Raw genomic sequence first — 14,314 nt, forward strand, 5'->3', positions numbered from 1 at the left:
GTCTCTAAATCTGTAACATCGATAATCGTATCAACGCCATCTTCATCCGTATATGTGAACGTACCGTCCGTATTGGCTACTACCGTAGTCAACGCTTCTAAGTTCGCTACGATTGCCGATAGATCTAATTGGGTTACCAATCCGTCTTCATCCGTATAATCGATATTCGTATTATCCGCATTTAAAGCGATTGTTGTCAAGGTCTCTAAATCTGTAACATCGATGATCGTATCAACGCCATCTTCATCCGTATATGTGAACGTACCGTCCGTATTGGCAATAATAGTAGTTAGTGTTTCGACTAGATTCAAACTCGATAAATTTGCAGTAACTACATTTCCATCTTCAATCTCTAATGACAAAATATTTGTAGATATATCAAAAGTGAAATTTTGCAATTGCTGATCATCAGTAGATGTCAATTCCCAAGTGGTTCCATTCCAATAATAAATAGTTCCAGTATCCGTATTAACATACAGATCTCCTAAATCTGCACCTGCCGGAGTTGAAACCCCTGGTGCAGAAACATCGGTTCCTTGGAGCACCTCACAATTACATTGGTCTTCTAAGGTAACAGTGGTCTGTGCCATAGAGATACCAGATATTAGTAAAGTAAATAGTACCATTATAAATTTAATGGTATTACTTAGGGTTGTAGTAGTTTGACTCTTCATACTTTTATTATTCAATTCCACCTTCAATAATTCGTTGGTCATATAGGTTTTTCAAAATGTTCGCTCCAGAAGTATCTTATCTATTTTGTACAAGACGAATCGCTGGTATTCACATTACACAAATATTCATTATAAGTACTGCACCCTAAAATAAATGTTGTGTAAGCCGATATTTACGCTATATACTTCTAAAAAGGTGAGGTTTAGGTTTGTTAAATGTTTACGATTTTTGATTGTTTTTCGTCGAAGATGTGTTGTTATTTGGGTAGTTATCGTTATTGGAAAAAATCAAAAATTTTCGATTCACACATCAAATAATCTCATAAAACATAAAAAAAATCAACATTTTGAAAATGTTGATTTTTTTATTAATTTTTAATCTTACGTTGATAATTTAATGCCACAGACAACATGCACTTTTGTATTATAATTACTCAAAATAACGAACTATCTTTAATTGGGTTTTATACGATATGTTATTCGTTTATTTGTTATAACAGTTCTAACTTTTATAGAAAGTAACGATGCATTTGAAGTTATCACAGTACAAGTGTTACTACTATTTGAAACCAATACTCTATAAGAATATCCTTCTTTTTGTTTTGGGACATTCAATACTGTCAAAGATGCTGTTTGAGCTCCGGTATGATCAATATCGTTTACTAAGTCAGTAAAAATTACACCATCTATACTAACTTGCCATTGAAATGAATCGGCATTTGTAACTGACGTTGTAAAAGTAGCATCATCGCCTGTTAATACGGTTTGATCTTGTGGTTGATCTGTAATAACCGGAGCAACTGCTACTTGTAAAAAATCGAAGATTCCGTTGTTATCTCCATCTGCTGGTAAAGCATACGAAGCTCCGCTTACAGAACCATCTGCATTTACTACTGGTGAACCTGAACCATACATTCCATTATTATCTATATCTGCGTTCACATCTCCATATGCTTCATCAGAATCGTTGCAACCATCACCATCACTATCTATTTCAATAAAATTATAGTTAGAATCTATATCCGAGTTTAATAAAGTATAATTAACAGTACCTGAATCTTCTTGACCTGACGCTTGTACGCTATTTGGAACACCATCTAAACCAACTGTTCCTGTTAACTTTCCGTTTGTATGAGTTACGTTATGACCTGCCTCAATAACATCATAAATACCATCATTGTCACTATCCAAATCCATGCTATCTGGAATACCATCATTATCTGTGTCTCGACAAGTACTTACATCTTCTACAGTTATAAAATCTAAGGCAGCTCCATCTGCAGTATAACTAGGGGTTGCTTCAAATGATACGCTTGTTTGTGTGGTTGTAGCTACAAAAGTTCGTTCAAAATAAAACCACTTTTTAGGTCCTATTATTCCTGCAATAACACCCTCTGCTTTGTTTAATAGTGTTTGACTTATAAGTACATTATTACCTGAGTCTAAAACTTTAACATCTAAAGTCACCTGAGAACCTGCAGAATGTCCTACATCTTCTCCCCAAAAAAATGAAAATTTATAAGTATTACCCACGGTAGTATTCATTACCTGAGACAAAACATTATTTACACCTCCAGTAACATTATTATTCCCCATAACATCTATGTACTGATTACCATGATAGCTATCTGCAAAGGTGTTGGATGACCAACCAGGACTTTGAGCTCCTACCCAACCATCTTGGTTTTGGGTATAGGTCCAGCCTGCTAAAGTATTTGTATTATACGTTGTTCCTATAAATGTTCCTGATGCATCTGTAAATCCTCCTGAGAAAACTATTGCATCTGTAAAATCTTGTTGTTCAAAAGAACCATTGATAATAAGGTTTCCACAGCCTTCATCTGTATCTAAGATACCATCATTATCATCATCAAAATCTAGTGCATCTACAATGTTATCATTATCATTATCTGGTCTATCATCCGAAGCATCTCTAAAATCTACATCGCCTCCTATTGCTGCATCATTGTCATTATCTAATAATAATTGCGAGGGGGTTAAAGGATTATCAATTGTACCTCCTGGGTCTGTATACCCTACTAAATCAGTATCAATTGCATCATCTAGACCATCATTATCTGTATCTTCTCCTGCCAATGCTATACCTGCCTCTGTGGTATCATTATGACCTTCGTTATCACTATTTAAATCTATATAATCTGGATTATCCGCTCCATCTGTATTTGTTGGTGTAAGTCCTCCTAAATAAGCCGAATTTACACCACTGTTTGTTGCATATGTTGCAGCTGAATCGTTATTTGATATAATGTATCCTAAAGTAGTTTGCGCTTCTACATTATCTGGAATTCCGTCACCATCACTATCTAAATCTAAATCGTTAGTAATTCCGTCTTTATCAGTATCAATTCCAGCCGTCCAAATAATAGCTTTTACTAATAAATCTTCTCCTGCTGTATTAAAACCTCTAGTAAGTGGCAATATAGTTCTCCTCCCTGGAGCAATACCTGTATCCAAAAGATCTCCAGGTTCCCAAACTACAAAATCTTTTTGTCCATTTGGGTGCCTACCTAATTCTGTCCCTGAAACCACTCCATTTACATAAAAGTCAGCATCTCCTACATCGTAATTACCAGTTGTGAGTCCAGAGGTAATTGGATGGGTATTATTTATTATATTTATAAAATTGGTAGAGGTACTGCCTGTTGAACCGGTGGTTCCTATTATTTCGTCATAAAGTGCATTTTCACTAGTTATTACACCTCTTGTGGTGGAGTTTAAATTATCAACATTAGCATAAGCCGTACCACTATTTACGCGTTCATAAATAAAAGTTACAGCATAATCATTAGCATTACCACCAACATTATCATCTACTACGGTAACCGTATACCCTAATTCTATTAGTTTATTTATAGTGTTTTGTTCCTCTGAATTTGGAGAATTTTGAGTTACCCAAAGGACTGTCTTTGGGCTTTCAACACTATCTAAAATACCATCATTATCATCATCTAAATCACATATATCATTAATACCATCTCCGTCTGTGTCTACACCTGATAAATCTGCACAAGGTTCTTCTATATATACTGTTGCTGTATCGTTTTTACCTAATGCTGGGCATATAGAAACCGTAGAATCTGTAATGGTATAATCAAAACTAGTTCCTGTAAATAGAGTTCCTGCACTATATGTATAAGTAACTAAACCTAAATCTGCATCGTCAATTACAACAGAGCCTATAGCCGGCTGTAATACACTTTCTATAAAGAAATCTTCACCATCTGGTTCTGAATCATTATCAAACAAGCTTATTTGAACAGATACCGTATTCCCCATAGGAACAATGACAGAATCATCCTCTGCTATTGGAGCATTTATATTTTCAACAATTTCTGCATCTGTTGTAGACAAACTATAATGATTTGTTCCTGGAATTGTACTTGGCGTTGCTATTATAGTGGATATTAATCTTGAGAATCCATTAGGATCTGTTGCATCGTAAAAATTTGGATAACGAACTTCTATAATATAGGTTTCATTCTCTCCTAAAGGAAGTCCAAAATGAACTTCTTCCGGACTTTGTGTACCATGTCCGTATACTCCATTTACTTGCCTTAGACCACTAATAATATTTCCAGCACAATCCTTTATTAAAACATTGGTCCCAATTGCAACTCTTGCTGGCAACCCACCTGTTGATCCATTAGCTCCACGGTCTTCTGTTACATCAATAAGTAAATGATTATTTCTGTTTGCTGCCGGTAAGTTGTTTATAAAAAGTTGATTTGAACTACCATTGATGTTCATGTAAATATCTAAATCCCCGTCATCATCAATATCAACCATAGTTGTTCCTTCGCCATTTGCACTATTGAAGGTTTCAGAATCCAATGAAAAACTCATAGCAGAGCCACTACCAATAACTCCTGGTGCTGGTGTAGGGCTATTTAATAGGTTAATAAAAAGATAACTTCTACTATCACCAACAAACAAAATATCGATATCTCCATCATTGTCAATATCCCCAGCAGCAAGACCATCAATGTCATTTGATGAACTTCCGTTATTTGTATTAGATGGTTGTGGCAAGCCTGGAAATGTAGGTGCCCCTAAAGGAGTCCAAACTCCTGGACCATCGTTTCTAAATATTTGTGTTAAACCATTTTCTGTCCAAACTGCATCTAGATCACCATCATTATCTAAATCCCAAAGTCCATTAGCTCCTTTATTATTGTTTGCTGCCTGAGCTAAATCTGCTCCACTTGTAAAAGTACCTCCTTGGTTTAAGAAAAAATCATTCTCATCTCGTTTACGCATAAAAATATCTACCCAACCATCATCATTAACATCAGCAGCTGAACCATAATCTCCGTCTGTAGCAAATTGGTTTAATCCATATTCTACCACTCCATTACCATTACCAGGAGTTATATGTGTAAATAACGCTGAAGGTACAGGATTAACAACTGTGTGCGTTGTATGATCTATATAGTTATTTCTTAAAAGTTCTATTCCTGAACCGTGATTATCAAAAAAGACATCTAAATCTCCATCCCCCTCAAAATCAAAGAAACCTGTACCTTCTGAATTAACTCCAGAAATATTAATAGTTGCACCTGTTCTACCAATAGTTATAGGTGCTGAGCCTCCAATACCATCACCAAAGGTTCCGTCTGTATTTTGAATAAAAATTTGGATTGCTTTTCTAGAATTTGAATTACCAGAAGAGTTAATCATAAAATCTGGTTTTCCATCACCATTAATGTCTCCCCAAACTGCTTGTCTTTCTGCATAATCTCCCAACATTCCAGGCACTAATGTTGCCTGTACATTTGTAAATGTCCCAGCAGGACCTTGACGCATTAAAAAACTTTTAACGGATGAACTATTACTATTTTCTAATACTAAAACATCTAATAACCCATCGTCATTAAAATCGGACCAAGCATGTCCTCCATCTTTATTTTGTCCTAAATCTAAGCCATAAGAAGATGCGCTTTCTGAAAAAGTGGTTTGTGCTTGTAATTTTGAAATTGAAGATAAGGCAATAATGAAAAAGCCTAAATAACTTAAATTTATCCTCTTAATAAGAGAAACCCTCATGGTAAAATTTTTACAATGCCAATATGGGGGACTTATTTGGCTAAATTTGATATTATAAAATTCAGCCAATAAGGTGAAGTCAAGAAATAAATGTTGCCAATGGTGTTCAGAGTAAGGTTAACCATCGATAAAGTGTTGCCTAAGCTGTTAACCCTAATAAAACAAAGGGTTAACAAAGATTATTTGTAAGAATTTACTTTCGAAAATTTAATTACTTTTTATACGATACGTAATATTTCTATTGGTAATTACCGTATGAGCTCTAATGATAATTTCTGGTGAGAACTCAGAAGTCGAGTTACTTCTTGTTCCTGTAGTTGTTATTAAATCACCTACAACGGTTCCTGAAGGTAAAGGAAAAACAAACTTGTATTTATTGGTGTTGTCAGCGTTACCATCAATATCTGCATATGAAGAAGTTGTTCCGTCTTGGTCATCACCACTACCTTCTATTGCTGTACCTATATATGTTTGACCTTCACCATAGTCTTGTGTTAAACCTAACTGATTATCACCTAAGGTCGCTGTACCTTCATTAATATCTGTATAAAACACTTCTACAGTTGTTCCTGGAGATGCCCAGCCGGTTACTACTAGATCAGTTCCAGAAATAAAAGCAGAGTTAATAACAGGGAAGTTTTCTAAATTATTTGGACCTGAATCTGAATCTGAAGTATCATTTAATGTTACACCGTCCATATCTAAATCAATACCCAAACTTGGCGTTACCGTTCCATTTGCATAAATGGAGTTTTGACTTATTAAATTTGAAGTACCATCAACAATTGCAATACCTGCTCCACCATTTTGATAAATAACATTATTAGAAATAGATGAACCATCACTTTCTATCTTAATTGCCATTTGTTGTGGATTTCCTTGACAATTACCTCCATCTTGACCTGAGGTTGTTAAGGAATTTTCTGTTATTAAAACACCGGTTACTTTATCTTCTACATCAATTGCTGTGGAAGCTGATGCTTCTATTAGATTTTGTTGAATAACAACACCTGAACCATCTTCCAGTAAAATAGCGTCATCACATGGTGAACTACCATTATTTTCAAAATGGTTATTTTGAATTAAACTTGAACTGCCACCATCTATTAATACTGCTGATTCCAAAATTGTTGCAAGATAATTTCCATTAACATTAATTTGCCCATCTTTATTTTCTACACCAACATCTATATCTCCCGAATTATTACCTAATGCATTCACGCCAATTAAATTTTGGGTGACTTCTAGTGAACCATCTTCTGCAACTATGGCTGAGGACTTATCTGAAAAAATCGCTAAATTTCTTATAATTACATTATCACCTTCATTAATGAAAACGTCGCCATCTTCTCGATGAACTTGAATTTCCGGTCTTTCATATGTTGGTAATATAGTATTGGAAATACCTACAGCATCTCCACCTGAACCTACTACACCTGTATTTGTGTCACCAGAATATGCAGTTTGCGTTCTACCATCTATAATGGTAGTACTACCTGTTATTACCGATAGAGGATCATTTTTAGAAATTTCAATATCAAAATAACCATTTGTAAAATTAACGTCTGCGGTTCTGCCAAAACTATCACCAGTTGGTGGTATCATAAAAATAGACACATCTTCTCCTGCTCCAGGATCAAAAATTGAATTCGCTTCAATATCTAGAATTGTTTCACCCAAAGTATTACTATTCAAAATAAATTGTTCTAATGAACCCTGACCAAATACATTCGTGTTTACAATTGTATTAAAGTTATATCCAAAATCAATATTTGCAACACCACTACTTGCTATACTAACTAAAGATAAACTTTGAGAATCATCAAAACCCCTAAGGCCGAATCACTAAAAGCAGTGGGATCTGTTCCCCCAATTTCGGTCAACACCTCAATTGTATTATTGACATCTCCGTAACTTCTAAATGTTTGTATAGGTACACAAGTAGTACAGTTAATACCATTATCTCTGTTAGACCTAACCGTAGAATTCACCAATTTAACGTAGTAATCACCATCGGACATACCACCAAAACTATAATCACCACCTACTTTTGAAGTCGTTCTTCTTACAAAAGTACCATCATCTTCATATAATTCTACAATTGCATTTGCTAAACCAACGCCATTGGCATCCGTCATATTTCTACCTTGACCACCACCATAATTAACATCTTCAAAAACAGTACCCACAATTAGGTTCGAAGGTACTTTTAGCACTACCGCAGCAGATATTAAAAAATCTTGACCTACATCTACATTTGCAGTAACCTGCGAATCTCCTGGTGAAATATATGTTGAAATATCATACGTATCTAAATCTACACCATATGAGGTATTTACATTATAATCTGGTGTTGTGGTATTATCATACATAGTTGAATTATAGGCATTATTACCCGTTTGACCACCATCTCCTGATAATACAAAAGGTGCTTGATTTGCCTGATTAGTAATGGATAATCTTTCTCCATTAGGGTTTGTCGTACCAGAACTATTACCGTCTAATGTAGAATCTCCTTCCCATGATAAGAATGATGCTTTTGCACCAGCACCTGCAATGGCATAAAAACCATCAAGTGTAAATGAATTACCGTCATTACTTAAACCATCAAAACCTTGATATAAGTTAATGTTTACCGCAGGTAGATTAGGATCTTCGTAGAACACAAATAGTGTCCACCCTCCTAAAACAGTTGCCGATGAACAATATGTATTCGAGTTATCTATGGATAAACCAGAAAAATCAAAAACGTTAGTTGACGGATCTGCTATACCCGCTACAATATCTGTAACATCACTAACATAGCCATAAAAATTTCTATTGGTAAGTGTTGTTTGGTATAGAAAATTCGCATTAACGGTTTGTCCTTCAAAAGTTACACTACCATCAACTACTGTACTTGAATGTGCCCAATACAAATATGCTTTTTTAACAGTACCCGTATTAGGTATTGGAGCTATTAACGTATTCGATGATGATGTAGTAATTGAACAAGCATCGGTATTATTGTCGTTTGTTCTTAATGAACCACCAGTTGTAGAATAATCATAATAGCCATCAAACTCTTGAAATAGCGTTAATGGATCATTGGCTAAAATTTGAGAATTTATGTAACCATTGGCAGTGTCGCTATAATCTACAGTGGCGTATTGGGCTGTAGCATCAGAGAACCCAACAGTAAAAAATTCTACTAACCCCGGTACCCCATCATCTACAATAGGTACTGAAAAGGTTTGAACATTGCCCACTTCCCCTGTAAATGTAAGTGTACCGTTTACGGAAATATAATCACTACCATTAGTAGCTGTACCATCACTTACCATATACTCTACGGTAAACGGAGTTTCAACAAAGCCAAAAAACCAACTAAAACCATGACGGTCACGAACATGAGTCACTGTAAATATAGCACTACCAGAGTCTTCATCTACGTATACATCTTCTACCACAATCTTTGGTCCTGGAGGAGAACAACTAACAGTTGCCTGCCAACCGTTACCAGTAGTGTTGTTGTTAGACGTAAACCTAAATGTTAAACATCCATTAGCATTGGTTGCAAAAATTTGCGTTGGTACATTATCATTATCATACTGCCCTATTAAAGTGGCTCCGGTATTATTACCATCATACACATAAAGAATATCTCCGAGTATAACATCAAACTGGTCAAAATTTACCTGAGTATAATTATCAGCTGTATCTGGACAGATGGTATAAACCAGATCTTCATTATCCGAATAATTACTTATGCCGCCAGAATCTAAAAATATGTCATCACAAGTAGTTGCAGAGCCCCCATCTGTAATAATTAAGGCATCATTGGCTAAAATAGTACCAATAGCCGTATCTGTAATATCTACATTGGAATCTGAAGTTGACGTAAATGAAAATTGAAATGTTTCATCGCCTTCAAATATGGTATCATCGGTAATAAAAATAGTTATAGTTTCCGTATCCCAAATGGTTCCATCAAAATTTAAAGTACCGCTTGAAGCCGTATAATCTTGACCTGCGGTTGCAGATATATTCGAAGTTGTATAATTAACACTATAAGGTCCGCTAGCAGCACTACCACCATGTCTTACGGTAAAGGTTGCCGTACCTGCATTTTCATTAACAGTGACATCATCAACTAATACTTCTGAACCAAATGTTGCAGAAAATTGAACATTATCAATAAAAATAGTATCATTATTTTCCCAAGTTGTATCACCACGATAGAATATGATAGCAGGATTAGAAGCGATTTCGGCAGCTGTTAAATTATAGGTAAGAGTACCTGTTCCACTATTAATTCTTTGAACAAAACCCCATTGATTAGTATCTGCATTATATATATACACATCTATTGCCTCACCCCCTGCAGAATTAGCATCATAATCTAAAGTTAAGGTAGCAGATGAAGCCCCTGCTAAAGGCACAAACCTATAGATATACCTATTATCTATATTTCTAAAACGTAACTGACCACCAGTAATTTGTATACGACCACCCCAGGCATTACCGTCATCTCCAATTTCAATCCAATCAGAACTAAAATTTTGAGTTCCTTCATTACTTCCGTAAAAGGTACTGGTAAATGTGTCTAAATAGGTTTCCTGGGCATAGAAACCTGTAGAAATCATTAAAAATATAAAATAACAAAACTGTCTTAAACTCATAACTAAAAAATGGGGGTATTGAAAAGTAAAAAATTCCTACAATCAATATCATCCATAAAATTAACTAGAAGAAGAGCCCACGACTAATATTTGTTGTGAACTGGTAGTATTACCGAATGTAGTAGGTTAATAGTGCTGTTTGAAAATAAAAAATAACATTATTATTCTGCTGCGATTTATCGATTACAACCTAATATAGATAGTAGTTGCTCGATTTTTTGTAGTCGAAAACTCATATGATAAAAACTAAAAAAGCAACCAATAAATTGGTTGCTTTTTATACAGTAAGAATTATTTATTATTCTAATATTATAAATTCTGATCTTCTATTTACATCATGTTTAACTGCCGAACATTTAACTCCATCAGAACACTCATTAAGTAATTTAGTTTCACCAAAACCTTCACTTAATAATCTGTCCTTCAATATGCCTTTTTTAATCATGTAATTTACAGTTGACTCTGCCCTTTTATCTGATAACCACAAATTATAAGCTTCTGTTCCTCTACTATCTGTATGTGCATTAACCTTTATTTTTAAACTAGGGTATTTTTCCATAGCAGCAATCACCTTTTCAATCTCTACCTCCGAATCTTTTCTGATATTGTATTTATCAAAATCGAAATAAATGGTACTCAACTGAAGAAGCTTTGCTAAATCATCACCAAACCCAGCAGTAATATTATCTCTTTCAAGATAAAAATCTATGATTTTTGGTTTTCCATCAGATACTCCTATATACTCTTCAAAAGGCACATAACCCTCCATCAAAGCTCTTACAAAATTTCCTTTATTACAATCAAGTTCCAAAGTATAATTACCATCAGAATCTGTAATCGTAGATAATACCTCTTCATTATTCTCATCGATAACCTTAATAGTCGCTCCAACTAAAACTTCATTAGAAATTTTATCTCTTACTGTACCTGAAACCTTTTGTAAACAATCAAACACTAGAGGTCTTGTTTCTGTAAAGCTATAAATATCATCATAACCCAAACCTTCCTCGCGGTTAGATGCTACATAACCTGTTCTTAACTCCTCATTAAAAATAAAGGTGAAATCATCACTACTAGTATTAATGGGCTTACCGACATTCAAAATCTTAGTTGAGAAATCCTTTCTTTTTATTTTAGTTGCAAAAACGTCTAAGCCACCTAGACCCGGATGCCCATCTGAGGAAAAGTACAATACCTCTTCACTTGTGATAAAAGGGAAAGTCTCCCTAGCTTCGGTATTGATATTTGCACCTAAATTCTCAGGGGGACCAAATGATCGATCTTCATTTATAGCAACCATAAATAAATCTGATTCTCCTAACGTACCAGGCATATCTGAAGCAAAGTATAAAGTTTTTTCATCTGGACTCAAAGCAGGGTTTGCGACAGAATAAGAGTCACTATTAAAAGGTAACTCTTCAACTTCTCCCCAAATACCCTCATCTGTTAATACAGCTCTTAAAACCTTTAACCTAACAATGCCTTTATCATCTTTTACGGTTTTCCTCTTTTCAGAGTTGTTTCGTGTAAAATACATTGTCTGACCATCTTTTGTAACTACGGATGTAGATTCGTGATAGCGGGTATTTATATTTTCATCTAATTTTTTTACATGATCTATAGATGAACTATCTGCATTTACTTCATATAAATCTAAAAAGTCTTTTGCATTCCATGTGTGACGATATCTTGCAAAATTACCTGTATCCCTATCAGAAGAAAAAATTAATCCTTCTTTATAAAAGGACGGTGCAAAATCTGAATAAGGAGAATTATATTCGAAAGGACCTAAATTATATCTTCCAGAATTTTCCTCAATTTCTGACATAAAATTACGATCATCATTAAATGCATTGGCTCGACCATCACCCTTAGTAATCTCGATAAATTTGTTCATTACACCACTAGAAGTATCATAATCTCCCAAGGTTTTAAGAGATTGAGCGTACTTGAAGTAGTCCTCGGCAGTAACTTCTTCCGAATAATCTGTAACGAGTTGTTTGTAAGTTTCAGCAGCTTCCTTGTAATCGGCATTATAATAGTATGAATTACCTAATTTTCTTAGTAAATCTGCAGAGACGTAGCCCTTATCCAATACCTTTTTATAAATATCTATTGCCGGACTAAAAGAATACGAATCGAACTTCTCATTTCCTTTTTGAATTAAGCGTTCTTGAGCTTCAGTTAATCCGTGAAAGAACATCAAGAGTACTAAAATAAATTTTACTTTATGTTTCATATATAAGTTTGCCATTTAGAAAAAACGAGGTGAAACCAATTTCTGAAATGATTTTACCAATTCATATCTTAAGAGTACTTCAAATGATCCATCGTTAAATTGTGTACCACCTAAATCTGTAGTTTCTTTATCATAAGCTAAACCAATCATGAATTGATCTGAAATTTGAAATCCAGCCATTGCACTAACAGCAGCATCCCATCTATATGCCGCCCCAAAAGTAAATTTCTCATTGAACATAAAGTTTGCAGAAAAATCAACCTGTAATGGAGCTCCTCCTACAACTTTAGTCAATAAAGCTGGTTTAAATTTTAAGTTTCCATTCAAATCAAAAACATAACCTGTAATTAAATAGAAATTTATTCTGTCTTTAGACAAAAACTGAGTATCATTCGCATCTTGCTGTGAACTATCAAAATGCTCCGTTTCAAATAAATTTGGCGCAGAAAGACCTGCATAAAATTTAGTTGAATGGTAGTAAAGACCAACACCTACATTGGGTGAAAACCTGTTTTCAATATTATCAGTTCTTACAACTTCTTCATCAAAATTTCGAAGCTGACTAAAGTCTAAATTCATTAAGTTACCACCTGCCTTTAATCCAAATGATAATTTACCTTCGGCAGATACGTCTATTGTATAGGAAATTAGTGCATCAAAATAAGTTTCTTGAACAGCACCTTCACCTATTTCATCATTAACAATTGAAAATCCGTATCCTAGTTTACTATTTCTAATAGGAGACTGAATATTAAATGTCTGCGTTGAAGGAGCTCCCTCTAAACCTACCCATTGTGACCTATGTAAACCTGTAATGCTCAACTGACCCCTTGAGCCAGCATAAGCTGGATTAATACTCATTGTATTAAACATGTACTGTGTATACTGCGCATCTTGCTGGGCAACGGCGCTACTAAACATTAGCAACAAACCTCCAAACAGGATTAAAAACTTATTTTTAATATTCATATTTTATAAACTATTATCTACTAATATACAGATATTCACTATCTACTTTGCTTTCTCCTTCAAAGGTAGTATAATCAAATATATAGAAATATATTCCGGCTGGAAGATATTCATCTGTACTTAAAGTAGACCTACCTCTTGATCTACCATCAAACACATTATTTTGATTATTATAATTTTCACCTTCATAAACTGCAACACCCCATCTATTAAAAATCTTTAATGTACTGCTACGAATTTTATCAACACCTCTAATAAATAAGAATTCATTTCTACCATCACCATTCGGAGTTACCATTTGATTCACCTCGATAGGATCATCGTCTGTTTCTGTAGGATTATTGTCAACAACTGTAATCTCTACCGTTGCCGTATCACAGTTTCCTTCAGCATCACACACTGTATACTCTATTACATCGGTTCCTTCAAAACCATCATTTGGAGTATACGTAATCGTATCATCTGAAATATCATCAGGTGTACCACCATCATTGATTTCAACAGTTCCATTTGATGGATCTGTTACTGTTAACGTGCCATCACTAGGGATACCAAAATCATTATCCAAAATATCTATATCGATTGGTGTATCAACTGGAGTAGATACAGAATCATCTACAACATCAAGATCTACCGGTTCCCCTACAGTAATTGTTACAGTTGCCGTGTCACAATTTCCTTCCGCATCACATACCGTATACTCTATT

6 protein-coding genes and 1 pseudogene are annotated in these 14,314 nt (G+C 34.6%); all 7 read right to left on the minus strand.

The genetic code is table 11. The features are described 5' to 3' along the window. A pseudogene (locus Q0871_RS18500) lies at window positions 1-716 on the minus strand (hypothetical protein); the annotation flags it as partial. Between the two features lie 411 nt (window positions 717-1,127). Beyond that, the gene (locus Q0871_RS18505) at window positions 1,128-5,738 is read right to left on the minus strand and encodes an FG-GAP-like repeat-containing protein (RefSeq protein WP_299326541.1); all 4,611 of its coding nucleotides are present in this window, start codon (window positions 5,736-5,738) and stop codon (window positions 1,128-1,130) included. Between the two features lie 207 nt (window positions 5,739-5,945). Next, a complete protein-coding gene (locus Q0871_RS18510) occupies window positions 5,946-7,433 on the minus strand; it encodes a right-handed parallel beta-helix repeat-containing protein (RefSeq protein ID WP_299326544.1) in 1,488 nt (495 codons plus the stop codon). A gap of 104 nt (window positions 7,434-7,537) precedes the next feature. After that, window positions 7,538-10,399, minus strand: a complete 2,862-nt coding sequence (locus tag Q0871_RS18515; RefSeq protein WP_299326548.1) for a Calx-beta domain-containing protein — start codon at window positions 10,397-10,399, stop codon at window positions 7,538-7,540. 298 nt (window positions 10,400-10,697) lie between these two features. Next, complete coding sequence (locus tag Q0871_RS18520; RefSeq protein ID WP_299326551.1) at window positions 10,698-12,638, minus strand: OmpA family protein; 1,941 nt, start codon at window positions 12,636-12,638, stop codon at window positions 10,698-10,700. Between the two features lie 15 nt (window positions 12,639-12,653). Further along, entirely contained in the window at window positions 12,654-13,607 is a 954-nt protein-coding gene (locus tag Q0871_RS18525; protein ID WP_299326554.1) for a type IX secretion system membrane protein PorP/SprF, read from the minus strand. Between the two features lie 13 nt (window positions 13,608-13,620). After that, window positions 13,621-14,314, minus strand: a 694-nt coding sequence (locus Q0871_RS18530) for a gliding motility-associated C-terminal domain-containing protein (RefSeq protein WP_299326557.1), incomplete at its 5' end; no start/stop codon positions are given.

The organism is uncultured Maribacter sp., from assembly GCF_947500985.1.
GTDB lineage: Bacteria > Bacteroidota > Bacteroidia > Flavobacteriales > Flavobacteriaceae > Maribacter.

Coding starts and splice junctions, on each gene's coding strand:
- Q0871_RS18505 (WP_299326541.1), bottom strand. CDS start 5,738: ATGAGGGTTTCTCTTATTAAGAGGATAAATTTAAGTTATTTAGGCTTT.
- Q0871_RS18520 (WP_299326551.1), bottom strand. CDS start 12,638: ATGAAACATAAAGTAAAATTTATTTTAGTACTCTTGATGTTCTTTCAC.
- Q0871_RS18525 (WP_299326554.1), bottom strand. CDS start 13,607: ATGAATATTAAAAATAAGTTTTTAATCCTGTTTGGAGGTTTGTTGCTA.
- Q0871_RS18515 (WP_299326548.1), bottom strand. CDS start 10,399: ATGAGTTTAAGACAGTTTTGTTATTTTATATTTTTAATGATTTCTACA.